The sequence below is a fragment of the Curtobacterium sp. MCBD17_026 genome, from assembly GCF_003234895.2.
GTDB lineage: Bacteria > Actinomycetota > Actinomycetes > Actinomycetales > Microbacteriaceae > Curtobacterium > Curtobacterium flaccumfaciens.
In genome coordinates, this window is sequence record NZ_CP126281.1 from 3413790 (window position 1) to 3439001 (window position 25212).

24 protein-coding genes are annotated in these 25212 nt (G+C 71.4%); 6 read left to right on the forward strand and 18 right to left on the reverse strand.

Annotated elements, in window-relative coordinates:
- Nucleotides 1-141 precede the first annotated feature (141 nt).
- The gene (locus tag DEI85_RS16220) at nucleotides 142-690 is read left to right on the forward strand and encodes a molybdenum cofactor biosysynthesis protein (protein ID WP_111123239.1); all 549 of its coding nucleotides are present in this window, start codon (nucleotides 142-144) and stop codon (nucleotides 688-690) included.
- A gap of 139 nt (nucleotides 691-829) precedes the next feature.
- On the opposite strand, the gene DEI85_RS16225 is transcribed toward DEI85_RS16220, so the two are convergent.
- The 5 genes from DEI85_RS16225 to folE form a co-directional block, all read right to left on the reverse strand.
- Nucleotides 830-1372, reverse strand: coding sequence for a type 1 glutamine amidotransferase domain-containing protein (locus DEI85_RS16225; protein ID WP_111123188.1), 543 nt, complete (start codon nucleotides 1370-1372; stop codon nucleotides 830-832).
- A gap of 441 nt (nucleotides 1373-1813) precedes the next feature.
- Nucleotides 1814-2467 carry an HAD-IA family hydrolase gene (locus tag DEI85_RS16230; RefSeq protein WP_111123187.1) on the reverse strand — a complete coding sequence of 218 codons (654 nt, stop codon included), beginning with the start codon at nucleotides 2465-2467 and terminating at the stop codon, nucleotides 1814-1816.
- 102 nt (nucleotides 2468-2569) lie between these two features.
- Nucleotides 2570-3319, reverse strand: coding sequence for a pyrimidine reductase family protein (locus tag DEI85_RS16235; RefSeq protein WP_258376276.1), 750 nt, complete (start codon nucleotides 3317-3319; stop codon nucleotides 2570-2572).
- Complete coding sequence (gene folP, locus DEI85_RS16240) at nucleotides 3316-4230, reverse strand: dihydropteroate synthase (protein WP_111123185.1); 915 nt, start codon at nucleotides 4228-4230, stop codon at nucleotides 3316-3318. Before folP ends, DEI85_RS16235 begins: the two co-directional genes overlap by 4 nt.
- Nucleotides 4227-4838, reverse strand: coding sequence for a GTP cyclohydrolase I (gene folE / locus DEI85_RS16245; protein WP_111123184.1), 612 nt, complete (start codon nucleotides 4836-4838; stop codon nucleotides 4227-4229). The genes folP and folE overlap by 4 nt, the downstream gene beginning before the upstream one ends.
- A gap of 157 nt (nucleotides 4839-4995) precedes the next feature.
- Between folE and DEI85_RS16250 the strand changes: the two genes are divergently transcribed.
- Entirely contained in the window at nucleotides 4996-6471 is a 1476-nt protein-coding gene (locus DEI85_RS16250; protein WP_110892847.1) for an NCS2 family permease, read from the forward strand.
- Nucleotides 6472-6670: 199 nt separating this feature from the next.
- Here the strand turns inward: DEI85_RS16250 and DEI85_RS16255 are convergent, their stop codons facing one another.
- Nucleotides 6671-7123 (reverse strand): hypothetical protein, encoded by a 453-nt coding sequence (locus tag DEI85_RS16255; RefSeq protein ID WP_017887957.1) that lies wholly within the window; start codon nucleotides 7121-7123, stop codon nucleotides 6671-6673.
- A 132-nt stretch (nucleotides 7124-7255) separates the two neighbouring features.
- On the opposite strand from DEI85_RS16255, the gene DEI85_RS16260 reads away from it, so the two are divergent.
- Together DEI85_RS16260 and DEI85_RS16265 are read left to right on the forward strand one after the other, a co-directional pair.
- A complete protein-coding gene (locus DEI85_RS16260) occupies nucleotides 7256-7522 on the forward strand; it encodes a hypothetical protein (protein WP_110859447.1) in 267 nt (88 codons plus the stop codon).
- A gap of 26 nt (nucleotides 7523-7548) precedes the next feature.
- Nucleotides 7549-8064 carry a DUF1697 domain-containing protein gene (locus DEI85_RS16265; protein ID WP_111123238.1) on the forward strand — a complete coding sequence of 172 codons (516 nt, stop codon included), beginning with the start codon at nucleotides 7549-7551 and terminating at the stop codon, nucleotides 8062-8064.
- 107 nt (nucleotides 8065-8171) lie between these two features.
- Here DEI85_RS16265 and budC read toward each other — a convergent pair whose 3' ends face one another.
- From budC to DEI85_RS16280, 3 genes are all read right to left on the reverse strand, one after another.
- Entirely contained in the window at nucleotides 8172-8939 is a 768-nt protein-coding gene (gene budC / locus DEI85_RS16270; RefSeq protein WP_110859446.1) for a meso-2,3-butanediol dehydrogenase, read from the reverse strand.
- A gap of 186 nt (nucleotides 8940-9125) precedes the next feature.
- On the reverse strand, nucleotides 9126-11636 hold the full coding sequence (locus tag DEI85_RS16275) for a glycoside hydrolase family 65 protein (protein WP_111123183.1): 2511 nt from the start codon (nucleotides 11634-11636) through the stop codon (nucleotides 9126-9128).
- Between the two features lie 73 nt (nucleotides 11637-11709).
- The gene (locus DEI85_RS16280; protein ID WP_111123182.1) at nucleotides 11710-12477 is read right to left on the reverse strand and encodes an HAD family hydrolase; all 768 of its coding nucleotides are present in this window, start codon (nucleotides 12475-12477) and stop codon (nucleotides 11710-11712) included.
- Between the two features lie 199 nt (nucleotides 12478-12676).
- On the opposite strand from DEI85_RS16280, the gene DEI85_RS16285 reads away from it, so the two are divergent.
- The gene (locus tag DEI85_RS16285) at nucleotides 12677-14032 is read left to right on the forward strand and encodes an APC family permease (RefSeq protein WP_111090904.1); all 1356 of its coding nucleotides are present in this window, start codon (nucleotides 12677-12679) and stop codon (nucleotides 14030-14032) included.
- A 71-nt stretch (nucleotides 14033-14103) separates the two neighbouring features.
- Here the strand turns inward: DEI85_RS16285 and DEI85_RS16290 are convergent, their stop codons facing one another.
- The 3 genes from DEI85_RS16290 to hxlB form a co-directional block, all read right to left on the reverse strand.
- Complete coding sequence (locus tag DEI85_RS16290) at nucleotides 14104-14826, reverse strand: alpha/beta hydrolase (protein WP_111090903.1); 723 nt, start codon at nucleotides 14824-14826, stop codon at nucleotides 14104-14106.
- A 123-nt stretch (nucleotides 14827-14949) separates the two neighbouring features.
- Complete coding sequence (gene hxlA / locus DEI85_RS16295) at nucleotides 14950-15573, reverse strand: 3-hexulose-6-phosphate synthase (protein WP_027466791.1); 624 nt, start codon at nucleotides 15571-15573, stop codon at nucleotides 14950-14952.
- Nucleotides 15574-15584: 11 nt separating this feature from the next.
- A complete protein-coding gene (gene hxlB / locus DEI85_RS16300; RefSeq protein WP_071406216.1) occupies nucleotides 15585-16148 on the reverse strand; it encodes a 6-phospho-3-hexuloisomerase in 564 nt (187 codons plus the stop codon).
- Nucleotides 16149-16258: 110 nt separating this feature from the next.
- On the opposite strand from hxlB, the gene DEI85_RS16305 reads away from it, so the two are divergent.
- Complete coding sequence (locus DEI85_RS16305; RefSeq protein ID WP_111123181.1) at nucleotides 16259-17104, forward strand: helix-turn-helix transcriptional regulator; 846 nt, start codon at nucleotides 16259-16261, stop codon at nucleotides 17102-17104.
- A 111-nt stretch (nucleotides 17105-17215) separates the two neighbouring features.
- Here the strand turns inward: DEI85_RS16305 and DEI85_RS16310 are convergent, their stop codons facing one another.
- The 6 genes from DEI85_RS16310 to DEI85_RS16335 all read right to left on the reverse strand — a co-directional run bounded on the left by DEI85_RS16310 (nucleotide 17216) and on the right by DEI85_RS16335 (nucleotide 24979).
- The gene (locus tag DEI85_RS16310) at nucleotides 17216-17899 is read right to left on the reverse strand and encodes a response regulator (RefSeq protein WP_111123180.1); all 684 of its coding nucleotides are present in this window, start codon (nucleotides 17897-17899) and stop codon (nucleotides 17216-17218) included.
- Complete coding sequence (locus DEI85_RS16315) at nucleotides 17896-20388, reverse strand: ATP-binding protein (protein ID WP_111123179.1); 2493 nt, start codon at nucleotides 20386-20388, stop codon at nucleotides 17896-17898. The genes DEI85_RS16310 and DEI85_RS16315 overlap by 4 nt, the downstream gene beginning before the upstream one ends.
- Before the next feature lie 121 nt (nucleotides 20389-20509).
- The gene (kdpC, locus tag DEI85_RS16320) at nucleotides 20510-21109 is read right to left on the reverse strand and encodes a K(+)-transporting ATPase subunit C (RefSeq protein WP_111123178.1); all 600 of its coding nucleotides are present in this window, start codon (nucleotides 21107-21109) and stop codon (nucleotides 20510-20512) included.
- Between the two features lie 2 nt (nucleotides 21110-21111).
- A complete protein-coding gene (gene kdpB, locus DEI85_RS16325; protein WP_111123177.1) occupies nucleotides 21112-23211 on the reverse strand; it encodes a potassium-transporting ATPase subunit KdpB in 2100 nt (699 codons plus the stop codon).
- Nucleotides 23208-24890 (reverse strand): potassium-transporting ATPase subunit KdpA, encoded by a 1683-nt coding sequence (kdpA, locus tag DEI85_RS16330; protein ID WP_111123176.1) that lies wholly within the window; start codon nucleotides 24888-24890, stop codon nucleotides 23208-23210. The genes kdpB and kdpA overlap by 4 nt, the downstream gene beginning before the upstream one ends.
- Nucleotides 24890-24979 carry a potassium-transporting ATPase subunit F gene (locus DEI85_RS16335; RefSeq protein WP_017887940.1) on the reverse strand — a complete coding sequence of 30 codons (90 nt, stop codon included), beginning with the start codon at nucleotides 24977-24979 and terminating at the stop codon, nucleotides 24890-24892. Before DEI85_RS16335 ends, kdpA begins: the two co-directional genes overlap by 1 nt.
- Nucleotides 24980-25212: the final 233 nt, after the last annotated feature.

Here is a 25212-nt window from a genome sequence, read left to right on the forward strand (position 1 = left end):
ACACGACGGCGTGTCACCGCAGGTCGATGGAGCAGTACGGGGCCGGGAGGCCCGGCTAGCGTTGGCCGCGTGACTCCCGCAGACGACGTGGCCGGTCTCGGCGACCGGGCCGGTCTCGACGATCGGGCCGGTCTCGACGACCTGCCGTTCCGCACCGAGGTCGAGATCGCGCTGCTGCTCGTCTCGCCGCGGCACCGGTACGAGGGGCGCCCGGCCGACGGTGCACGGCCGGTGGGCGCAGACGATCCGGACGAGTCACGCGACCGGATCGAGCTGCGGGCCGGGCTGGGCATCGTCGGCGACCGGTACTTCGCGGCCCGGGCGCACGTGCACGCCTCGGTCACGGTGATCGGGCTGGAGAGGCTCGAAGCCGTCGGCCAGGCGACCGGTGCCACCGTCGACCCCGCTGCGACCCGGCGGAACGTGTTCCTGCGGGGCGCCGACGTCGAGGCCCTGCGGGGCGAGCCGTTCTCGCTGGAGAACGTGACCCCGGACGCCGGTAGCGGGCCGGTCCGGTTCCGTGGCTACCGTGCGGCGAACCCCTGCGCCTGGATGGACCACGAGGTGGCCCCCGGGGCGTTCCGGGCGATGCGCGGCCGGGGCGGCGTGCGGTGCGACCCGGAGTCCGACGGTGTGCTCACCCTCGGACCTGCGGTGCTCCGCACGGCACGCCCCGTGGCGCTCGCCTGACGCGGTCGCGCCGCGACACGGTGAGCGTCCTGCGCCAGCCAAGACTCGGCTCGGCGGACACATCGTCGGCGTCCGGGGACGCATCGTGTCCGGCAGGCCGAGATCCGGCCGGGCGTCGAGACGCTCGGCGGCGCGGTGCTCAGGCGGTGAGGGCGCTCTCGATCGCGTCGACGAACGCCGGCAGGTCGTCCGGGGTGCGGGAGGTGATGAAGCCGCCGTCGACCTGGACCTCCTGGTCGACCCACTCGGCTCCGGCGTTGCGCAGGTCGGTCTGCAGCGACGGGAACGACGTGACGGTCTTGCCGGACAGCACGCCCGCCTCGACGAGGGTCCACGGGCCGTGGCAGATCGCCGCGACCGGCTTGCTCGCCTCGGCGAAGGCCTGCACGAGCGTCGCTGCACGGGACTCCTGGCGCAGGGTGTCGGCGTTGATCGTGCCGCCGGGGATCACGAGGGCGTCGAAGTCCTTCGCGTCGACACCGCCTATGGTGGTGTCCGGCTCGAGCGTCTGCCCCGGGTCCTTGTCGCCGACCAGCGTCTGGATCGTGCCGGTCTCCTTCGCCGCCACGGTCACCGAGGCACCGCGCTCACGCAGCTGTTCGGTGGGGACGACGATCTCGTCCTGCTCCACGCCGTAGTTCGTCGTGATGACGAGGACCTTCTTGCCGTCGAGGGTTGCCATGATCGCTCCTTCCGCGGCCCGGTCGTTCCGGCCGCACACCCGAGGGTCGTCGGCGTCGGCTGGGTAGGCGCGCAGGGGCGGCTCGGGGTCCGGTCGGGCGGTCGCAACTCCCCGCTCACGTCCGCCGGGCGGTCGCAAACCGTCGGTTGGCCACGGCGCAGCCGACGGTTCCTGACCACTCGGCGCAGACCGGGCGGGGTGTCCGGACCGACGGGCGAGGCGTCGTGGACGCGCCCGCCGTCGGCCTGGAGGCACGGTGCGGGCCCGCCACGGGCCTCCAGGCCGCCATCCGGCCGGCCGCAACTCCCCGCTCACGTCCGCCGGGCGGTCGCAAGGCGGCGGCTGGCGGTGGCGCAGCCGACGGTTCCCGACCACTCGGCGCGGGCCGAGCGGGATGTCCGGACCGGCCGGCGGACGCGGGCGGCAGGACGGGCGCCGCGCTCAGCCGTGGATGCGGAAGGCGTCGCCGTCGCGCTCGACGGTCAGGCCGTCGTACCCGTGGACCCGGTGCAGGCCGGCCGTCACGGGGTGCTCGAGGGGACCCACGACCACCGTGGTCGCGCCGGAGGCGATGGCGGACTCGAGTCCGGCGGGGGCGTCCTCGAACGCCACGCAGTCGGCCGGGTCGACGCCGAGCAGAGCAGCACCGCGCAGGTAGCCGTCGGGGTGGGGCTTGCCGTGCTCGACGTCCTCCGAGGGCACGAAGGCCGCGGGCACGGCGAACCCGGCGGCCGCCATCCGACCCGCGGCGAGGTCGCGCGGGGCGCTGGTGACGAGCGCCACCGGGACGTCGAGCTCGACGAGTCGCTGCACGAAGGCGACGGCACCGGGGATCTCGAGGATGCCCTCGGTGCTCGCGGTCTCCTCGGCGACGAGCTCCGCCGCGATCCGCTGCTGCTCGGCGAGGGGCAGGTCGGGCAGGAAGCGCCGCAGGGTGTCGATCGCCTGCCGCCCGTGCGAGAACGCGAGGATCTCGTCGGGGTCGATGCCGTTCGCGTTCCCGAACCGGGTCCAGGTCGCCTCGACCACCGCGGTCGAGTCGACGAGGGTCCCGTCCATGTCGAAGAGGACCCCGGACGCCACGATGTCGATCACGCGCCCGACCCTAGCTCACGGGCCCGACCGTCCCGCGGTCCGCGCGCGAGCGGTGTCAGCGCACCCGCGGCGCCAGCGCAGGCGGTGTCAGCGCGGGCGGGGTCAGCGCGCCCGGACGTACCGGGTGAGCAGCACGCCGTCGGTGCCGAGCAGCACGTGGGCCGGTCGCATCCGCCGGAGTTCCGGCGACGACCCCCGGGCGATGCGCGGCCCCTCCCCGCCCTCGAGCGACGGGTCGATCGTCAGGGTCAGCTCGTCGACGGCGTCCGCGGCGATGAGTGCCCCGAGGAACGACGGCCCGCCCTCGCAGTGGATCGTCCCGAGGCCACGGTCGGCCAACAGCCCTCGGATCCGTCCGGCGTCCACCGAGTCCGGGTCGTCGTCCGCGCTGCAGGGCACGACGTCGGCGACCTCGGCGAGCGCCCGGCCCGTCGGCGAACCGGCCGCCGTCGCCGACGTCAGGACGATCGGGCGCACCGGCGCCTCGGTGAACACCCGAGACCCCGGGTCGAGCGACAGCGACCCGGTGACGATCGCGAACACGGGGTGGTCCGGCATGCCGTGGGCCCGCCGCCAGGCGACGTCGGTGTCGTGCAGGACCATCGGCCCGTAGCCCTCGTCACGGACGGTGCCGGCGGCGACGAGCACGACGTCGGCCACCCGCCGGAGCAGGTCGAAGACGCGCAGGTCGTCGTCGCCGCCGAGCGCCCCGGACACCCCGGCAGCCGAGGCCGAACCGTCCAGCGTCGCGACGAAGTTGACCCGGAGCCAGGGGTCGCCGGCGTCGGCGGTGTAGCGCTCGAGCAGGTCGTCGTCGGACAGGTCCGCGATCGACGGGGGCAGGACGTTCACGTGTTGTGCCTCGATTCCACCGGGGTGCGCCATCCGAGCGTGGCCTCGACCATGCGCATCGCGTCGACGCTCTCGGCGACGTCGTGCATGCGGACGATCCGGGCGCCGAGCATCGCGCTCACGGTCGCGACCGCGAGCGATCCGGAGAGCCGTTCACCGCGGGGGCGCCCGAGCGACTCCCCCACGAAGTCCTTGTTGGACACCGCGGCGAGGACCGGGTAGCCGAGCGCGACGACCTCGGGCAGCCGACGGGTGAGCTCGAGGGTGTGCACGGTGTTCTTGTGCAGGTCGTGGCCGGGGTCGACGATGATCCGCGACTCGGGGATGCCCGCGGCGAGCGCCCGGTCGACCCGTTCGCGCAGGAACGCGACGACCTCGCCCGCGATGTCGCCGTACTGCGGCGGTGCCGGCAGGGGCCGTCGGGGTTCGGCGAGCGAGTGCGTGATGACGACGGTGGCGTCGGAGTCGGCGACCACGGCGGCCATCCGCGGGTCGGACAGGCCGGTGGTGTCGTTGACGACGGTCGCCCCGGCTGCGATCGCCGCCGCGGCGACCTCGGGACGGAAGGTGTCGACGCTGATGACGACGTCGGACTGCTGGGCGAGCTGCTCGACGACGGGCACGACACGGTCGATCTCGTCGGACGCGGGCAGTTCCGGACCGGGGGCGAACTTCACGCCGCCGATGTCGACCCAGTCGGCACCCTGCTCGGCGGCGCGCACCGAGGCGGCGACGGCCCGGTCGAGCTCGAAGGTGGCGCCGCGGTCGTGGAACGAGTCGGGCGTGCGGTTCACGATCGCCATGACGGCGATGCGGTGGTCGAAGTCGATGGTGCGGCGGCCGAACGTCCGGACCGGGTGGCGCAGGTCCGGCACGACCCAGCCGGGTCCGGCCGCCTGGAGGCCCGTCATGCGTCCGCCCCGGCACTCGCATCCTGCCCGGCATCCGTCGCACGCCCCGCGCCGATGAGCGCGATCGCCTCGGCCCGTCCCGCGGCTTCGGCCAGCGAACCGGTCGCCGCCACCGTCACGGTCGTCGAACCGGTCTGGCGCTCCCCACGTGTCGTGACGCACTGGTGCTGCGCGTCGAGGACCACCAGGACGCCCTCGGCGCCGAGCCCCTCGGCGATGGTCGCGGCGACCTGTTCGCCGAGCCGCTCCTGCAGCTGCGGGCGGGAGGCCACCGCGTCGAGCACCCGTGCCAGCGTGCCGAGCCCGATGAGCCGGTCGCCCGGCGCGTACGCCAGGTGCGCGACCCCGAGGAACGGCAGCAGGTGGTGCTCGCAGACGGAGCGGAACTTCACGTCCCGGACGATGACGAGCCGACCGCGCTCACCGTCCTCGGCGTGCACCGTGCCGTCCCGGGCGATGGCGACCGCGTCGGTGCCGATCCCGGAGAAGAACTCGGCGTACGAGTCGGCGACACGGGCGGGGGTGCGGGTGAGTTCCGGGCGGTCGGGATCCTCGCCGATGGCGAGCAGCAGCTCGCGGACGGCGGCCTCCACACGGGCGCGGTCCATGGGTGACGTCACCCGCTCATCCAACACCAGCCATGGCCGGAGAACGCGGGCAGACGCCCAGCGCGAGGTGCGCGATCCGCGTGGAACGGGCCTCCCGGCGGTCGCAACCTGTGAGACCGGTGTGACACGCCCGAAACCCAGCGTCCTTTAAACTCTCGTGGTGAGCGCCCCGCAGACCGACACCACGCCCCGGAACCGCTTCGCGACCGGCCTCGATCGATTCTTCTCCATCACGCAACGCGGATCGTCGATCCCCCGCGAGGTCCGCGGTGGCCTCGTCTCGTTCGTGACGATGGCGTACATCGTGATCCTGAACCCCCTCATCCTCGGTGGGTTCAGCGCCGACCAGGCCGCCAAGGACGTCTCGGGCGGATGGCTCGAGAACGCTCAGGTGGCCGCGGCGACCGGCCTCGTCGCCGGCGTCATGACCATCGCGATGGGCATCATCGCGAACCTGCCGTTCGGCATCGCCGCGGGGCTCGGGATCAACTCGTTCCTCGCCGTCAGTGTCGTGCAGCAGGTCACCTGGGCCGAGGCGATGGGCCTGGTCGTCATCAACGGTGTGATCATCGTGATCCTCGCGTTGACCGGCATCCGGACGATGATCTTCACCGCCGTCCCGGCCCAGCTCAAGGCGGCCATCACCGTCGGCATCGGCCTGTTCATCGCGTTCATCGGGCTCGTCGACTCCGGCTTCGTGCGGTCCTCCGGGCTCGCGTCGCCGCCGCTGCAGCTCGGCGAGGACGGCTCCGTCGGCGCCCTGCCGACCATCGTCTTCCTGATCGGCCTGATCATCATCGGCACGCTCATGGCCCGCCGGGTCAAGGGTGCGCTGCTCATCGGCATCGTCGCGACCACGATCATCGCGATCATCCTGCAGGCGATCTTCCAGGTGCCGACCTCGGTCGACTCGAAGACCGGCTGGAACCTCAACGCCCCCGGCCTGCCGAGCGCACTGTTCGCCGTGCCGGACCTGTCGCTCGTCGGTCACGCCGACGTCTTCGGCGCCTTCACCCGCATCGGCCCGCTCGCCGCGTCGATGCTCGTCTTCACCCTCGTCTTCACGAACTTCTTCGACGCCATGGGCACCATGACCGGTCTGGCCAAGGCCGCCGGTGTCGCGAAGCCGGACGGCACGTTCCCCCGCCTGAAGTCGGCGCTCGTCGTCGAGGGCGTCGGCGCGATCGCCGGTGGTGGCGCGTCGGTGTCGTCGAACACCGTCTTCATCGACTCGGCCTCCGGCATCGGCGAGGGCGCCCGCACGGGCATGGCCTCGGTCGTCACCGGCCTGCTGTTCCTGGCGTCGATGTTCCTCACGCCGCTCACCCAGGTCGTCCCGCTCGAGGTCGCCGCCGCCGGGCTCGTCGTCGTCGGGGCGCTCATGGTCGCGCAGGTCGCGGACATCTCGTGGTCGGACTTCGGCTCGGCCCTGCCGGCCTTCCTGACGATCGTCGTCATGCCGCTGACCTACTCGATCGCGAACGGCATCGGCGCCGGCTTCATCAGCTGGGTGCTCATCAAGCTGCTGTCCGGCCGTGGCCGTGAGGTCTCGTGGCTGCTCTACGTCGTCGCCGCGGGCTTCCTGCTGTACTTCGCGCGGGGGCCGCTGGAGGCGCTGCTCGGCGTCGGCTGAGCCATTCGTTCGGGCCTTCCTGGGCCGGTTCGCTCGGGCCTGGCGCAAGACGCCGTCGTGTCATCGAGACGCCGCCGAATCCGGCGGCGTCTCGACGTTTCCGGGGCGTCTTCCGCAGGACGCCGGCGTCTTCGCCGGCTGGCGTCAGCCGCGTCGGCCGCGTCGGCCGCGTCGGCCGCGTCGGCCTGGAGGCCCGTGGTCAGTCCGGCAGGTCGCTCGGCGTGGCCTCGTGGTGGCGCTGGTCCTGGGTGCGACGGTCTTCCTTCATGCCCGCCTCGAACAGGTGGCGGCGGCCCTGCACGAGCTCGTCGCGCGCGGTGCGCTCGAGCTCCTTGGCGAGGGCGTAGTAGCCGTCGTCGTAGTCCTCGACGATCTGGAACGTCCAGCGGCCCGCGATGACGTTGCGGCCCACGAGCTCGGTGTCGATGCGCTCGGCGAGTTCGGTGTGCCCGGCCTTCCGCAGCTGCTCGACCGCCTCACCGAGGTTCAGATCAGCGGTGCCGGTCAGGCGGTGGAACCCGTAGAGCAGGCCGCGCGCGTGCTCGATGACCTCGACCGCGGCGGACAGGCTGCCGAGCGCCTCGACCGTGGCCTCGGACACCCCCTCGGGAACCTGGTGCTGCGCGTCGGGGCCCTGTGCGTCGTTCGTCATGGGTCCCGTCTACACGACGGCTGCTGCGTCGTTCGAGGGTTCGTCCGCGACCCGCCGTGGTCGACAACCGTCGGTTGCGACGTCGGAGGTCGACACCTACCATTCGAACACACGTTCGAACGAGGAGACCCGATGATGATCACCGACACGGCTGCCACGGTGTGGTGGTCCGGAGGCACACCGACCCGCCTGGTGTGGGCAGGGCAGCGGTGGCGGGTGAGCGACACCCCGACCCGACTGACCGTCACACGGGCCGAACTGCCCACCGCCATCACCCACGCGCCGGAGCGGACCGTGGGATGGCGATTCCAGGCGACCAGCGACCTCGACGGCGAGTCGCTGGTGGTCGACATCGTGCCGCAGGGCTCCGGCTGGGGCGTGGCCCGGACGTGGACGTGATCGCCGCGGACCGCTACCGTCCGGACATGGACAGGTGGGTCGCGCTGCTGCGCGGGGTCAACGTGAACGGCATCACGATCAGGAGCGCGGACCTGGCGGAGCTCTTCCGGGAGCTCGGGTTCGACGATGTCCGGACCGTGCTCGCCTCGGGCAACGTCATGTTCAGCGCCGACGCGCCCGCCGAGCCGCTGAAGACGTCGATCGAGCAGGGGCTGCGCGACCGGTTCGGGTACGACGCCTGGATCGTGCTCGTCCGGCACGACGCCCTCGCGGCCGTGGTCGACGACTTTCCCTTCGAGCATGCCGACGAACGGCACGACTACGTCGTGTTCGGGTCCGACGACGGTGCGCTCGACGCCTTGATCGAGGATCTCGAACTCGATGACTCGGTCGAACGGATCGCACGCGGAGCCGGCGTCGTCTACTGGTCCTGCCCGAAGGGCTCGAGCACCGACACCGTGTTCGCGAAGCGGGCCGGCGCCGCACGCTTCAAGCGCACGACGACGACCCGCAACACGAACACCCTGCGGAAGCTCCTGTGACGCTCGTGCACTCGAAGCGAGCCGAGACTCACGCCCACGGACGATCCGGACGTCCCTGACCGCCCGAAGTGTCCGCTGGGCCGAGTCTCCGCCGACGCCGGGGTGGCTCAGGCCTGCGGCGGCTGCCCGTTGCTCGCCATGGTGCCGCCGTCCACGGGCAGGACCGCACCCGTGATGAACGAGGCCGCGTCGCTTGCCAGGAACAGGATCGCCTCGGCGACCTCGGCAGAGCGACCCCCGCGGCCGAGGGCGATGCGCTCGGTGAACTTCGACTGCAGGGCCTCGTCCTCCGCCTGCTCCTGGGTCAGGTCGGTCCAGATGAGCCCCGGAGCGACGGCGTTCACGCGCACGCCGAACTGCCCGTTGTCGAGTGCAGCGGCCTTGGTGAAGTTCGTCACGCCACCCTTCGCCGCGTTGTACGGACTCATCCGCCAGTCGGCATCCTCACCGGAGACCGACGAGGTGTTGACGATCGACCCCTTCGTCTCGCGGAGGAACGGCAGGGCCGCCCGGGTGCCGTAGAACACACCGGACAGATCGGTCTCGATGACCCGGCGCCACTCGTCCGTGCTGATGTCGGTGATGTCGCCCGAGCTGAAGGTCCCGGCGTTGTTCACCAGGACGTCGACCCGGTCGAACCGGTCGATCGCCGCGTCGACGACGGTCTGCCAGTCGTCGGGGCTCGCTACATCGGCGTGCAGCGCCACCACCCGGTGGGTGGGCAGCGAGTCCCCGACCGCGCGCACCTTCTCGTCGACGCTGTCGGTCAGGACGACCGACGCGCCCTCGTCGATGAACGCCCGCGCGGTCGCCTCGCCGATACCGGACCCCGCGCCCGTGACGATCGCGACCTTGCCCTCGAACCGGTTGCCCATGATGTCTCCTCTCGTTGCACGAACCGTGCCCGGGGAGACGCCATCGACCCGAGGGGCACGGCAGACCACGGTGCCCGGGGCCGACTGGACGCGTTCGGAGGCGCCAGGAACGCCCCGGGATGCAGGTCGCCCCGGCCCCGCGAGGCGGAACCGGGGCGACGTGCGACTGCAGCGCAGGTACCGGCGTCAGCCGGTCGAGTCGTCGAGGTCGAAGTCGCGCTCCAGGGAGATCGTCGGGATCGACGCGGTGATGACCGAGCCGTCGGCCCGCAGCGTGCCCTGGATGTCGCTCGTGGTCGGGGCGTGCCCGGACATCCGCGGCCCGTGGTGCGGCAGCGGCACCACGGTGGGCTCCCCCGCCTCGATGTCCCACTGCTGGTTGTGCACCCACACCGTGAAGCCCGAACCGGTCTCGACCGTGAGCGTCATGGCTTCCTGCTCCAGGTCCACCCGGACCCGCGATCCGCGCACCGTCAGCCGGTAGGACAGACGGTCCCAGTGCTTCGGCAGCCGCGGGTTGAAGGTCATCCGACCACCGTGGTCGCGCATGCCACCGAAGCCGTTGACGAGCGCACCCCAGATGCCACCGGTCGACGCGATGTGCACGCCGTCCGAGGTGTTGCCGTGCAGGTCCGCCAGGTCGACGTAGAGCGCGGTCTGGAAGTACTGGTCGGCGAGGTCGTGGTACCCGACCTCGGCCGCCATGATCGACTGCACGACCGCGGACAGCGTCGAGTCACCGGTGGTGAGCGCGTCGTAGTAGTCGAAGTCGCGACGCTTCTCGGCCGCCGTGAACTCGTGCCCCTGCAGGAACAGCGCGAGCACGACGTCGGCCTGCTTGAGCACCTGGAACCGGTAGATCACCAGCGGGTGGTAGTGGAGCAGCAGCGGGCGCTTGGACTCCGGGGTGTTCTCGAGGTCCCAGAGTTCCTTGTCGAGGAACTGGGCGTCCTGCGGGTGGATGCCGCGGTGCGGGTCGAAGGGGATCTCCATCGACTCGGCGGCGTGCTCCCACTCGACGAGCTCGTCGGGCTGCAGACCGGTCCGGCGCACCATGCGGTCGTACTCTTCGGCGTCGTCGGCAGCGAGCTCGCGACAGGCGTTGACGGCGAACCACAGGTTCGCCCGCGCCATCACGTTCGTGTAGAGGTTGTCGTCGACGACGGTCGTGTACTCGTCCGGCCCGGTGACGCCGTCGATGTGGAACTTCTTGTCGCCGTTCGACCGCCAGAACCCGAGGTCGGCCCAGAGCCGGGCGGTCTCGACGAGCACGTCGATGGCTCCGCGCTTCAGGAACTCGCGGTCGCCCGAGGCCCGCACGTACTGCATGAGCGCATGCGAGATGTCAGCGTCGATGTGGTACTGCGCGGTGCCGGCGGCGTAGTAGGCGCTGGACTCTTCGCCGTTGATCGTCCGCCACGGGAACAGGGCGCCGCGCTGGTTCAGCTCGCGGGCCCGAGCCCGCGCCGCGTCGAGCATGTTGTAGCGGAAGCGCAGGGCGTTCCGGGCGACGATCGGCGCCGTGTACGACAGGAACGGCAGGACGTAGATCTCCATGTCCCAGAAGTAGTGGCCGCCGTAGCCGGACCCGGTGACGCCCTTCGCGGCGATGCCGTGGCCGTCGGTGCGGGCGGTGGCCTGCGCGAGCTGGAACAGGTTCCAGCGGACGGCCTGCTGGATCGCGGGCTGGCCGGCGATCTCGACGTCGCTGCGGGCCCAGTAGTCGTCGAGCCACTCGCGCTGCTTCGCGAAGGTCTCGTCGACGTTCTCGGCGTGCGCGCGGTCGAGCGTGCGGTCGCAGCGGTCGGCGAGCTCGCGCACGGGCACCCCGCGGGAGGTGTGGTAGACCACGTGCTTCACGAGCCGGATGGGCTGCCCCGCGCGGGCCTGCACCCGGTAGACGTGCTTCGCCAGGTCGTCGTCGATCGACGACGACTCGTCCCAGCTGTTCTCGGTCTCGATGTGGTGCTCGACGCCGACGCAGATCGTCATGCCGGAGCTGGACGCCTGGTACCCGAGGACCGAACGGCCGCCGGTGCTGCGCTTGAGCTTCGGCACGAGCACCCGCTCGGTGAACGCCTCGGCCTTGCGGGGGTCGAAGGCGTTCGCCGCGGCCCGCATGCCGGCGTGGTACTCGTCCTGCACGTCCTGGCGGTTGAGGATCTGACTGGACAGCAGGATCGAGGCGTCCGCGTCGAGCACGGTGACCTCGTAGTCGATGACGGCGAGGTGCCGGTCGGTGAACGACACGAGCCGACGCGCCCGGATGAGCACCCGCTTGCCGGACGGCGTCGACCACTCGGTCTCGCGGAACAGGTAGCCGCCGCGGAACTCCAGCCTGCGCGTGTGCCGGAGGATGTCGGCCTCGGCCAGCACGAGCGGCTCGTCGTCGACGTAGAGGCGGATGACCTTGGCGTCGGGCGCGTTGATGATCGTCTGCCCGGTCTTCGCGAAGCCGAAGGCGTCTTCCGCGTGCCGGATCGGCCAGGTCTCGTGGAACCCGTTGATGTACGTGCCGTACTGCACGCCGCCACGGCCTTCGTCGAGGTTGCCGCGCAGGCCGAGGTACCCGTTGCCGACGGCGAAGTTCGTCTCTGCGACGCCCTGCTCGTCGGGGGTGTACTCGGTCTCGACGAGTGCCCACTCGTCGATCGGGTAGCGGACGCGGTCGAGGGGGTCCGAGGTGATGGGGTTCATGCTGCTCCGTGGGAAGGGAGGGAGGTGGGTGCGTCGGTGCGGCCGGCAGGCAGGGAGTGTCCGGCCGGGTGGCCTACGTCGTGCTGGTGGCCGGTGCGGGCAGCTCGTCGATGAGTTCGGCGAGGTCGGACACCACGACGTCGGCACCGTGCTCGCGCAGGGCGTCCGCCCCGGCGCCGCGGTCGACACCGACGACGAGACCGAACGAACCGTTGCGGCCGGCTTCGACCCCGCTGGTAGCGTCCTCGACCACGACGCACTCGGCGGCGGTGAGCCCGAACCGGGTTGCCGCGTCGAGGTAGGTGTCGGGCGCGGGCTTGCCGGTCAGGCCGTCCTGGCGCGCGACGAGCCCGTCGACGACCACCGGGAACCGGTCGAGGATGCCCGCCGTCCGGAGCACCGAGGTGGCGTTCGCCGAGCTCGAGACGACCGCGACGGACAGTCCGGCGGCGATCGCGGCGGTCAGGAACCGCAGCGACCCCGGGTAGGGCTCGACGCCGTGCTCGTCGAGTTCCGCGGTGAACTCCGCGTTCTTCCGGTTGCCGAGCCCACACACGGAGTCGGTGTCGGGTGCGTCGTCGGGGGTGCCCTGCGGCAGCTCGATGCCGCGCGACTCGAGCAGCGAACGCACGCCGTCGTAGCGGGGCTTGCCGTCGATGTAGGTGAAGTAGTCCTGCTCGGTGTACGGCGCGACACCGTGTGCGGCCAGGTACGGCGTGAACAGCCGGCTCCAGGCGCGCATGTGGACGTCGGCGGTCGGGGTGAGCACGCCGTCGAGGTCGAACAGGAGTGCGCGCTGATCACTGAGTCGCGCGGGCGTGCGCTGGTCCTGCGTCGTCATCTGCGGTCCTCCGGGGACTGGTGGTGGACGAATGGCTCCCGCCGAGTCTAGGACCGCTCCAGTCGGCACGTCCGGAGGCGCTGCGCCCTGTGGAGGGTGTTCACCCGCACCTCGGTGTGGAGGAGCACGGTGACCACGATCCACCTGTGAGTGCTCGGAGACACGCACCGGCACGCTGACCCGGACGAAAGGCACCACCATGACCAGCGACACCACGGCCGCACCCCACGACGGTACGCAGTCGAAGCTCCGCCAGGCGATCACCGGCCCGCTGCTGTACCTCTTCATCCTCGGCGACGTGCTCGGCGCCGGCATCTACGCCCTGATGGGGACCCTGTCGAAGGACGTCGGCGGCGCGCTCTGGGCACCGCTCGTCCTCGCGCTGCTGCTGGCCCTGCTCACCGCGGGTTCCTACGCAGAGCTCGTCACGAAGTACCCGAAGGCCGGTGGCGCCGCGGTCTTCGCCGAGCGCGCGTACAAGTCGCCGATCGTCTCGTTCCTGGTCGGCTTCAGCATGCTCGCGGCCGGTGTCACGAGCGCCGCCGGACTGTCGCTCGCCTTCGCCGGCGACTACCTCGGCACCTTCGTCGACCTGCCGCCGGTCCCCACAGCGATCGTCTTCCTCGCCCTGATCGCGTGTCTGAACGCCCGGGGCATCTCCGACTCGCTCAAGAGCAACGTCGTGATGACGATCATCGAGGTGTCCGGCCTCGTCATCGTGATCGTCGTCGTCGCGGTGATGCTCGGCGGTGGCGGCGGTGAGGTCTCGCGCATCGGGGAGTTCCCTGCCGATGCGAACCCGGCGCTCGCGACCCTGAGCGCAGCGATCGTCGCCTACTACTCGTTCGTCGGCTTCGAGACCTCTGCGAACATCGCGGAAGAGGTCCGCGAACCCCGCCGCGTGTACCCGAAGGCCCTGTTCGGCGCCCTCGCCACGGCCGGCGTCGTCTACGTCCTCGTCGCACTCGCGAGTTCCATCGCCCTCCCCGCCTCGGAGTTGTCCGAGTCCAGCGGCCCGCTGCTCGCGGTCGTCTCCGCCACCGGCGTCCCGATCCCCGACTGGGTCTTCAGCCTCATCGCCCTGGTCGCCGTCGCGAACGGCGCGCTGCTCACGATGATCATGTCGAGCCGCGTGACCTACGGCATGGCCGAGCAGCGGCTCCTGCCCGCCCTGCTCGCGAAGGTCCTGCCGAACCGCAAGACCCCGTGGACCGCGATCGTCGCCACCACGATCGTCGCGATGCTCCTGACCCTGGTGGGCGACGTGGGCGTGCTGGCCGAGACCGTCGTGCTCCTGCTGCTCTTCGTGTTCATCAGCACGAACGTCGCCGTCCTGGTGCTCCGCCGCGACCACGTCGAGCACGACCACTTCCGGGTCTGGACGTTCGTCCCGGTGCTCGGGGTGCTGTCGTGCATCCTGCTGCTCACGCAGCAGAGCGGACAGGTCTGGCTCTACGCCGCGATCCTGCTCGCCGTCGGCGTGGTCCTGTACTTCGTCGCCCGGTTCACCGGGCGCCGTTCCGGACGCGACCACGAGGCGGGCGTGATCCACTGACGTCGCGCACCACGGGCCTCCAGGCAGACCGTCTGGAGGCCCGTGGTGCGTCCGCCGGTCCGCCCGGGTGATCAGCGCAGGTCGCGCACCCAGGCCTCGATCGCGTCCGAGATCTGCTGGCGGGCATCAGCACGGCTGATGGTCGCCGTGCGGTCGCCTGGCTGGTCGCCGTAGGCGCCGAAGTCGGCGTGGTTCGAGCCCTGGATCTCGGTCATGGTGGCGGTCGACGGCAGCTTGTCCCGCGCGGCGTCGACCTTGGCCGGGGTCGACAGACCGTCACGCGAACCGGAGACGCTCAGCACGTCGATGTAGGAGCGGCTGATGTCGTTCGCGCAGTAGCTGCCGAGCAGCAGCAGGCCGTCGGCGTCCTGGGCGAGCTGGCACGCGCGGACCCCGCCGAGGGAGTGCCCGCCGACCGCCCAGCGGGTGACGGAGGGTGCGTGGGCCTCGAACGTCGCGAGGGGCCGCGTGTCGAAGAACGCGAGGTTCAGCGTCGGCTTCGTGATGACCACCGTCGTGCCGTTGGCGACCATCTGCCGGAACGTGGCCATGTAGGCGTACGGGTCGACCTTCGCGCCGGGGATGAAGACGATCCCGACCCCGTCGGCCTGGCCGGTCGGGGTCATCACCACCGAGTCACCGGCGTCCCGGACCGCGATCCGGTCGTCGCGCCAGACCTGCAGGGCGGCGCTGCGGGTGCCCTGCATCACGATGTGCGCCCAGACGAGGAACACCACCGCGATCAGCACGACGACGGCGACGATCCAGGTGGTCCAGCGCAGCGCTCGGTTCATGTGGCCACCGTACGGCGTATCCGGACGGCGGCGTTCGCTTCGTGAGCAGGAATGGTCGGGTGCGACGTGCACACCCGACCATTCCTGCTCACGATGTCGCCCGGGAAGGGCGACCGGGACGCGCTACTTGATGGCGGCGCGGATCTCGGCGGCTGCTGCGCCGACGTCCGAGGCGCTGTAGATCGCGCTGCCGGCGACGGCGATGCGGGCACCGGCCTCCTGCACCGAGGCGACCGAGGACGCGTTCACGCCGCCCGCGATCGAGAACGGGACGCCCGACTCCTTACCGGCGTCGAGCAGCGTCGAGAACGTGAAGCCCTCTTCGGCCTGCTCGTCGAGCCCGGCGTGGACCTCGACGAACTCGGCGCCGAGTGCGACGACCTCGCGGGCACGGGCGGCCTTGTCGGAGACGCCGATCAGGTCGACGACGATGCCCTTGCCGTGCTTCTTCGCGGCCTTGACGGCACCGACGATCGTCGAGTCGCCGGCGACACCGAGGACGGTGACCAGGTCGGCACCGGCCGAGAAGGCGATGTCGGCTTCGAGCTCACCGGCGTCCATGGTCTTGAGGTCGGCGAACACGATCTTGTCGGGGTGTGCTTCCTTGATCGCGGTGACGGCGGACAGGCCGGCGCTCTTGATCAGGGGCGTGCCGAGCTCGAGGACGTCGACGTGCGGCGCGGCCGCGGCGGCGAGCTCGAGGGCGGCTTCGGTGGTCAGGGTGTCCATGGCGAACTGGAGCTGCATGGGTGTGCCTTTCATTCGAGGTTGGCGTGACGGGGCCAGAGGTCGTCGGCGGACTGCCCGCCTCGGGTCCACAGGGCGTGGAACACGGCGTCGCCCACCAGGGCGACCGCCTGTTCGAAGAGGCCACCGGCGTACTGGGCCGAGGCGGTGCCGGAGCGGTCGGTCTTCGTCGCGGCGGGCAGCACGATCGTGACGTCCGCCAGCTCGGAGAGCGGGGAGTCGTCGGTGGTCGAGAGCGCCACGACGGATGCGCCGACCTCGTGCGCGGTGCGCGCGGCCTGCACGATGCCGGTGGTCGTACCGGAGCCGCTCGCGACGAGGAGCAGGTCACCCGGACGGATGGCCGGGGTGGTGACCTCGCCGACGACGTGCGCGTCGAGGCCGAGGTGCATGAGGCGCATCGCGGTCATGCGGAGGGCGAGTCCGGAGCGACCGGCGCCGTGGACGAACACCCGGTCGGCGCCCTCGATCAGGTCGAGTGCGCGCTGGGCCGGGGCATCGTCGAGGCGGGCCGCCAGGTCGCCGACCTCGCGGACGACCAGGTCGAGCGCTGCGGAGACGGTGGTTGCTGCCATGCCCTCGATCCTTCCGTCGCGCGCCTCGGCACGCCGCTACCCGCCCCGGCAGGGACCCCATCCCATCGGGTGGGCCCGTCCGCTCGGGTGGGACGGGTACCGTCGCGTCCATGGACGCATCGGTCGACACCCTGGAGGCCCGGGGCGGCTCCGCCATCCGGCTCGCGGCCGCCGAGCACGCCCGCACGGTCGCCGAGCAGGCGGACCGGCACGCGCTGACCCTCGAGTCCGTCCTCGCCGTGCTCCGGTCGTCGCGGGTCACCGACGCGGCCGCCAGGGCCGAGGCCGTCGAGATCGCCTCGGCCGCCCTCGTCGACCTGCGCACCGTGACCGATCAGCAGCGGAGCACCCTGCTCGAACCCGTCACCGGCGCGTTCTCGCGGTTGCGCGCCGACCTGCGGCCGCTCGTGCGCTTCGGGGACCTCGACGTGCAGTTCGTCGAGCCGCCGGCCACCGGCCGTGCGCTCCCGGGCGACGTCGCCCACGCGGCCCGGGCGATCGTCCGGACCGCGGTGCTCGCCCTGGTCGACGACGGTGCGGCGAAGCGGGTGCGCATCCAGTGGGACTGCGACGGCCGGAACCTGCTCATGCAGCTCCGCGACGACGGCTCCGGCACCCTCGACGTGCACGACGACGCCATGCGGCCGATCGCGGAGCGGGTCGTCACGCTCGACGGGCGGGTGCAGGTCGCGAGCACGCCCGGCTGGGGGTCCGTGCTCGACATCTCGCTGCCGCTCGACCCGCGGCCGACCGAGGTGGACGGGGTCAACGACGGTGACCTGACCCCGCGTGAGCGCGACGTGCTGCGGCTCGTGGCGACGGGAGTGGGCAACCGGGAGATCGCGGAGGGGCTCGGCATCAGCGTCAACACCGTGAAGTACCACGTGGCGAACCTGCTCCGGAAGCACGGCGCCCGGACCCGGGCCGAGCTCGCGGCGTTCAGCTCCCGGGCGTGAACCGACGGGACCGCGACGAGGCGTCCCGACGAGATCGCGACGACGGGTACCGCCGACGTCATCGGAGTTCACCGATCCGCATCTCGTCCACGCCCCGACAGCGGCGGTCCCCTACGCTCCGGGGGCGAAGCGGTACCCCATGCCGGACTCCGTCACCAGGTAGCGCGGGTGCGCGGGGTCGGGCTCCAGCTTCCGCCGCAGCTGCGCCATGTACAGCCGCAGGTACCCGGAGTCGTTGCCGTGCGTCGGCCCCCAGACCTCGGTCAACAGCATCTCGCGGGTCATCAGGCGGTCGGGGTTCGTGACCAGGACCTCGAGCAGGCGCCACTCGGTGGGGGTCAGGCGGATCGCGGGACCCTCGGCCGGGGTGACCTGCTTCGCGACCAGGTCCACGAGCAGCGGTCCGATCGCGATCGTCGGGGTCTCCTCCGACGCCACCACCCGTCGCCGTCCGAGTGCCCGCAGCCGGGCGAGGAGCTCGTCCATCTGGAACGGCTTCGTCACGTAGTCGTCGGCACCGGCGTCGAGCGCGTCGACCTTGTCGGACGAGTCGGTGCGCCCGGAGAGCACGAGGACCGGCACCTGGGACCAGGCCCTGACGCCCTCGAGCACCCCGATGCCGTCGAGCCGGGGCATGCCGAGGTCGAGCAGCACCAGGTCGGGGCGCTCGGTGATGACGGCGTCGATCGCCTCGCGCCCGTCCCGAGCCGTGACGACGTCGTACCCGCGCGCCGAGAGCGTCACCGAGAGCGCGCGGACGAGCTGCACATCGTCGTCAGCGATCAGGACCTTCATCGGATCTCCACTCCCACGTGCCCGGCGATCGGCAGCCGCACCACCACGGTGAGCCCGCCGCCAGGGGTGTCGTCGACCTCGATCGTGCCGCCCATGCCCTCGGTGAACCCGCGCGCCAGGGCCAGGCCGAGCCCGAGGCCGGTCTCGTTGTCGGTGTCACCGAGTCGCTGGAACGGCTGGAACACCTCGTCGCGGCGGTCCTCGGGGATGCCGGGGCCGTGGTCGGCGACGCGGAGTTCCACCCCGCCGGCGAACGCGCTCGCGGCGATCCGCACGTGGGTGCCGTCCGGGGCGTACCGCGCCGCGTTGGCGAGCAGGTTCACGACGACGCGCTGCAGCAGGACCGGGTCGGCGAGCGCCGGTGGCAGGTCCGCGGGCAGGTCGAGGTCGACGTCGTCGGGGCCGAGCTCCAGCTCGTCGAGTGCGGGGGCGACCACCGTCTCGAGCGCCATCGCCGCCGGGGTGACCGCGAGGACACCGGCCTGCACGCGGCTGACGTCCAACAGGTCTGCCAACAGCACCGCCAGCTGACCGAGGCTCTCGTCGGCGGTCGCGAGCAGCGCCTCCCGGTCGGCCCCGGACAGGTCGATGTCGGGCGCACGCAGCGTCTGCACGGCGGCGGAGGCCGCTGCGATGGGGCGGCGCACGTCGTGGCCGACCGCCGCGAGCAGCGCGCTCCGGACCCGGTCGGCGGCGGCGATGCGCTCGGCGCCCACGGCGGTGCGCGTCAGCTCGCGGTGCTCGACGGCGGCGTCGAGCTGCTGCTCGACGACCCGCAGCAGCCGGCGCTGGGTCGGGTCGTCGGGCGCACCGGCGAACTCGAGCACGGCCCCGGACGCCAGCGTCGTCGACGCGTCCGGCGTCGCACCGAACTCGCCCGAGGTCGCCGGCACCTCGTCGCCCTGGCGGATCCGGACCCCGGCGAAGCCGAAGGCCTCTCGTGTGCGGTCGAGCAGGGCCTGCAGGGCGTCGTCGCCGCGGAGCACGCTGCCGGCGATGCCCATCAGGAGCCCGGACTCGGCCGAGGCCCGACGGGCAGCGCGTGACCGCCGAGCGGACCGGTCGACCACGAAGCTGACCAGCACCGCACTGATCACGTACATGACCAGGGCGAACAGGTGCCACGGCTGCTGGACGGTGACCATGTAGAGGGGTTGCACGAAGAAGTAGTCGAGGCTCAGCCCGGACAGCACGGCCGTGAACACCGCCGGCCACATCCCGCCCACGAGCGCCACGACCAGGACGAGTAGTTGGTACGCCAGCACGTCCACCGTGATGGCGTCCGGGTCGCTGCCGATCGACAGCACCCAGGTGAGCAGCGGCCCGACCAGGACCGACAGCACGAACGCGGCGACCACCCGGCCGCGGGACAGGCTGCCGCCGAGCCTGGGCAGGGTGATCCCGCCGCCGGCGCGCTCGTGCGTGACGACGTGCACGTCGATGTCGCCGGACTCACGGATCACGGTGTTGCCGATCCCCGGACCGGTCATGGCGGCCGCGAGCCGACTGCGGCGACTGACCCCGATCACGATCTGGGTGGCGTCGATCGACCGCGCGAACCGCACCAGCGTGCTCGGCACGTCGTCGCCGACGACCTGGTGGTACGTCCCACCGAGTTGCTCGAGCAGGGTCCGCTGCTTGCCGAGCGCGCCGGGGTGCCGAACGCGCAGGCCGTCGTTCGTCGTCACGTGCACGGCGGCGAGTTCACCACCGGCGCTGCGGGCGGCGATGCGGGCGCCGCGGCGCAGCAGGGTCTCGCCCTCGGGGCCACCGGTCAGGGCGACGAGCACGCGCTCCCGGGTCTCCCACCGGTGCTCGATACCGTGCTCGGCGCGGTAGGCCTTGAGCGCGTCGTCGACCTCGTCGGCGAGCCAGAGCAGGGCGATCTCGCGCAGTGCGGTGAGGTTGCCGAGGCGGAAGTAGTTCGACAGCGCGGCGTCGATCCGGGCCGCCGGGTAGACGAGCCCGTCGGAGAGCCGTTCGCGCAGCGCTGCCGGGGCCAGGTCGACGACCTCGATCTGGTCGGCCGCACGCACCACGGCGTCGGGGACGGTCTCGCGCTGCACGGTGCCGGTGATCTCACGGACCACGTCGCCGAGGGACTGCATGTGCTGCACGTTGACGGTCGAGATGACGTCGATGCCGGCGTCCCGCAGCGCCTCGACGTCCTGCCAGCGCTTCTCGTTCGGGCTCCCCGGGGCGTTCGTGTGCGCGAGTTCGTCGACCAGCGCGACCTCGGGTGCCCGGGCGATGACGGCGTCGAGGTCGAGGTCGTCGAGGTCGACACCCCGGTGCGAGACGGTGCGGCGGGGCACGACCTCGAGCCCGTTCACCAGTGCTGCGGTGGCGGCGCGCTCGTGCGTCTCGACGACGGCGACGACCACGTCGCGACCCTCGTCGAGCAACCGACGCCCCTCTTCCAGCATCGTGTAGGTCTTGCCGACACCGGGCGCCGCACCGAGCAGGACCCGCAGCTTCCCGCGCTTCACGTGCTCATCCTCTCGCGTGCGGGGGTCGGTCTCCGCAAGACACCGGTGTTCACCTGTCGCACCGCGGTCTGCGGGTGTTCGACGCGCGAGCACCGGTGTTCTGCGGAGGGGTCACCCACGCTCAGGACGCCTTCGCCAGCGCCAGGTTCAGCGCGAGCACGTTCACCACGGGCTCACCGAGGAACCCGAGCTGCCGGGACTCGGTGTGCGACGCCACCAGTTGCCGCACGGTGTCGGCGGGCAGGCCGCGTGCCGAGGCCACACGGGCCACCTGCTGGGACGCGTAGGCGGGGCTGATGTCCGGGTCGAGGCCCGAACCGGATGCGGTCACGGCGTCGGCAGGCACCTGCGCGGCGGAGACCCCGTCGGCCTTCGCCAGCGCCGCACGACGCTCCTCGACGGCCTTGAGCAGGTCGGCGTTGTTCGGCCCGAGGTTCGAGCCGGACGACGCTCCGGCGTCGTAGCCGTCGCCGGCGGCGGACGGCCGCGACTGGAACCAGCGGTCGGCCTGCTTGCCCGTGAACGACTGCCCGATCAACGAGGAACCGACGACCTTGCCGGACGAGTCCGTGACCATCGAGCCGTTGGCCTGGTCGTGGAACGCCGCCTGGCCGACGCCCCAGACGGCGAGCGGGTACCCGACGCCCAGGACGACGGTGGCGACGAGGGTGAGGCGGATGGCCACACCGGCGGAACGGAAGGTGGAACGTGCAGATGCCATGACTAGAACCCCGGGATGAGACCGACCACGAGGTCGATCAGTTTGATGCCGATGAAGGGGACGACCACGCCGCCCAGCCCGTAGACGAGCAGGTTGCGGCCGAGGATCGACGACGCTGCGGCCGCGCGGTACTTGACGCCACGCAGGGACAGCGGGATGAGCGCGACGATGACGAGCGCGTTGAAGACGACCGCCGACAGGATCGCGGACGACGGGCTGTGCAGCGCCATGATGTTGAGCGCCGCGAGCCCCGGGAACGCGAGCTGGAACATCGCCGGGATGATCGCGAAGTACTTCGCGACGTCGTTGGCGATGGAGAAGGTGGTCAGGGCGCCGCGGGTGATGAGCAGCTGCTTGCCGATGCGGACGACGTCGATGAGCTTGGTCGGGTCGGAGTCGAGGTCGACCATGTTGCCAGCCTCCTTCGCCGCCGTCGTGCCGGTGTTCATCGCGACGCCGACGTCCGCCTGTGCCAGGGCCGGGGCGTCGTTGGTGCCGTCACCGGTCATGGCGACGAGGTTGCCGCCCTCCTGCTCGCGCTTGATGTACGCGAGCTTGTCCTCCGGGGTGGCCTCGGCGAGGAAGTCGTCGACGCCGGCCTCGTGGGCGATGGCAGCCGCGGTGCGGGGGTTGTCGCCCGTGATCATCACCGTGCGGATGCCCATCGACCTGAGCTCGGCGAACCGCGACGCCATGCCGTCCTTCACGACGTCCTTCAGGTGCACGACACCGAGCAGCGTGACCGCACCGGTCGACGAGCGACGCCCGACGACGAGCGGGGTGCCGCCCTGGTCGGAGATCTCCGCGACGGTCGCGTCGATGGCCGACACCAAACCGGCTTCGGTGGTGTCCGCCCAGGCGAGCACTGCCGCGGCAGCGCCCTTCCGGATCTGCGACCCGTCCGACAGGTCGAGACCGGACATGCGTGTCTGCGCCGTGAACGGCACCTCGACGGCACCGTCGGGCAGACCGACGGCGGCTCCGTCTGCACGCGCCAGGTCGACGATCGAGCGTCCTTCCGGCGTGCTGTCGGCGGCACTCGACAGTGCCGCGGCCTCCAGCAGTTCGGCTGTCGTCACGCCCGGCACCGGCACCACGCGGGACGCCCGGCGGTTGCCGTACGTGATCGTGCCGGTCTTGTCGAGCAGCAGCGTCGTGATGTCGCCGGCGGCCTCGACCGCGCGGCCCGACATCGCCAGCACGTTGTGCTGCACGAGCCGGTCCATGCCGGCGATGCCGATCGCGGAGAGCAGCGCTCCGATGGTGGTCGGGATGAGGCAGACGAGCAGGGCGATGAGCACCGGCACGCTGACCGTCGCACCGACGAGTCCCGCGATGGGCTGCATCGTCAGGCAGACGATCACGAAGACGATCGACAACGAGGCGAGCAGGATGTTCAGCGCGATCTCGTTCGGCGTCTTCTGCCGTGCCGCACCCTCGACCAGGCGGATCATCCGGTCGATGAAGGTCTCACCCGGCGTCGAGGTGATGCGCACCACGATCCGGTCCGACAGCACCCGTGTGCCGCCGGTGACGGCACTGCGGTCACCGCCGGACTCGCGGATGACCGGTGCGGACTCACCCGTGACGGCCGACTCGTCGACCGACGCGATGCCGTCGACGACGTCGCCGTCGCCCGGGATGACCTCGCCGGCGACGACCACGACCACGTCGCCCTTGGCCAGGTCGACGGACGCGACCTCCTCGGTCTCGTTGCCGGTCGCGGCCGCGTCGGTCGTCGCGTACCCGAGGACCCGGCGGGCGCTCGTGGTCGAGCGGGTCTTCCGCAGGGTGTCGGCTTGCGCCTTGCCGCGGCCCTCGGCCACCGACTCCGCCAGGTTCGCGAAGACGACGGTGAGCCAGAGCCAGACGGCGATGGCGATCGTGAACGCGGACGGCTCGACGACGGCGGCCGCCGTTGTCAGCGCTGCGCCGACCTCGACGATGAACATGACGGGGTTCCGCCACATGAGTCGCGGATCGAGTTTCCGCAGGGCGCCCGGGAGGCCCGCCACCAGTTGGCGGGGTCCGAATGCGGACGAGCGGGTGGCCGGTTCCACGGCGGTGCGCGGTTCCGACTCCGTGGTCACGGGGGTGGTCATGACAGTCCTTCTGCGAGCGGACCCAGTGCGAGCACCGGGAAGTAGGTGAGTGCGGTGACGATGACGGCGACGCCGCCGAGCAGCCCGATGAACAGCGGGCGGTGGGTGGGCAGCGTGCCGGCGGTCTCCGGCACCCGGTCCTGCGCGGCGAGGGACCCGGCGAGCGCCAGGACGAACACCATCGGCACGAAGCGGCCGAGCAGCATCACGACTCCGAGCGAGGAGTTCATCCACGTGGTGTTCGCGGTGAGCCCGCCGAAGGCCGAGCCGTTGTTGTTCGCACCCGAGGTGAAGGCGTAGAGCAGCTCGGTCAGCCCGTGGTTGCCGGGGTTGAAGATCGACGTCCCGAGCACCTGCTCGCGGACCCCGGGGATCACGAGCGAGAGCCCGGTGGCCAGGAGCACGAGCGTCGGCGTGACGAGGATGTACAGCGCTGCGAAGGTCATCTCCTTGGCGCGGATCTTCTTGCCGAGGTACTCCGGGGTGCGACCGACGAGCAGGCCACCGATGAACACCGTGATGACGGCGAGCACGAGCATGCCGTACAGGCCGGAGCCGACGCCGCCGGGGGTGACCTCGCCCAGCATCATGTTGACGAGCGCCATCATCCCGCCGATCGGGGTGTAGCTGTCGTGCATCGCGTTGACGGCACCGGTGGACGTCGAGGTGGTCGCGGTCGAGAAGAGCGTGGAACCGAGGATGCCGAAGCGGCTCTCCTTGCCCTCCATCGCGGCCCCGGCGGCGTGCGTGGCGACACCGCCCCCGGCGAGCTCGGCGATCGACATGACCGACAGCGACACGAGGAAGATCGCGCCCATCACGGCGAGGATCGCGTAGCCCTGGCGGTCGTCGCCGACCAGCCGCCCGAACGTGCGCGGCAGCGAGAACGGGATGACGAGCATCAGGAAGATCTCGACGAGGTTCGTCCACGCCTGCGGGTTCTCGAACGGGTGCGCCGAGTTGGCGTTGAAGTAGCCGCCACCGTTCGTGCCGAGTTCCTTGATCGCCTCCTGCGAGGCGACGAACCCGTCGGGGATGTGCTGCGTGCCACCGATGAGCGTGGTGACGTCGGTACCGCTTCCCCACGACTGGACGACCCCGCCGGCGACGAGCACGATCGCGAAGACGAACGCCCCGGGCAGGAGCAGTCGGCCGAGACCGCGGACGATGTCCACCCACACGTTGCCGAGCGTGCCGGACTTGCGACGGGCGAACCCGCGCACCAGGGCCACGGCGACCGAGAGACCGACGGCCGCGGACAGGAAGTTCTGCACCGCCAGGCCGGCCATCTGCACCGTGTAGCCGACGGTGACCTCGGGCGAGTACGACTGCCAGTTCGTGTTCGCGACGAACGACGCCGCGGTGTTGAACGCGAGCGAGGGTCCGACGGCGGGCAGCCCGAGGTCGCCGGGCAGGATGACCTGGATGCGCTGCAGCAGGTAGACGAGCAAGAGCCCGGCGACGCTGAACAGCAGCACACCGCGCAGGTACACGGGCCAGGACTGCTCGGCGTCCGGGTCGACCCCGATCAGCCGGTAGACCCCGCGCTCGACCCGGTTGTGCCGGACGGGCGTGAAGACCTTCGCCATCCAGTCACCGAGCGGGCGGTGCGCGACGACGAGCAGCAGGACGAGGGTGGCGACCTGGGCGATGCCCGCCCAGACGTCCGCGGCGCCCACTAGAACCGCTCCGGACGCACGAGCGCCCAGACGAGGTACACGACTGCGGCGATGCCGAGGACGGCGGCCGCGATGGTGATGCCGATCACAGCCGTTCCACCCCCTTGGCGATCAGTGCCACCACGCCGAACACGGCGAGGACACCGGCGACGACGAACACGTCGAACACGAGGGACTCCAGAAGGTCTGCGGTGTCCGCGCCGGGTGACGCGGACCGGCACCACTTGTGGTGCCGAACCGATGCTGGGTCCTGCGCCGCGCCTCCAGTCCGCTCCTAACGGATCCCTGACGCCGCCCTGGCGGACGCATGCACGCTCCTAAC